Here is a 406-nt window from a genome sequence, read left to right as displayed (position 1 = left end):
GTTCGCGATCTCCGTCGTCGAGCTCGTCACTGCTGCGAAGGAATTCGGCGGTTCGACCTTCGCCTACACGGAAGCCTTCACCCTGGCCGGAATCATCTTCCTCGCGGCCAGCTACCCGACCTCACTGCTCATTCAGAGATTGGATCGACGCCTTGCCACCTACTGAGAACACCCCAACGACTGCCTCCGCATCGTCACAACCGGCGATCGAGTTCAAGGATGTGGAGAAGAGCTTCGGGCCGACCACCGTGCTCAAGGACCTCAACTTCACGGTGGCTCCCGGCGAACGCGTCACCCTCATCGGGCCCAGCGGTTCGGGCAAGACGACGATCCTGCGCCTGGTGATGACGCTCGAGGAACTCACCGACGGGTATATCTTCGTCGACGGTCAGCCGCTGACGCACGA

The 406-nt window shown here is 61.6% G+C and carries 1 protein-coding gene; it reads left to right on the top strand.

The window, feature by feature from the left end; all coding sequences use genetic code 11:
• Positions 1-221: 221 nt before the first annotated feature.
• Positions 222-406 (top strand): ATP-binding cassette domain-containing protein (locus tag EVJ34_RS15545; protein ID WP_304988511.1); only part of this gene is annotated, 185 nt, incomplete at its 3' end.

Origin of the sequence: Exiguobacterium sp. SL-9 (assembly GCF_004336985.1) — a bacterium.
Classification (GTDB): Bacteria; Bacillota; Bacilli; order Exiguobacteriales; family Exiguobacteriaceae; genus Exiguobacterium.
Note: the sequence above shows the minus strand (reverse complement) of the source record. Positions and strands in the feature narration are given on the sequence as shown.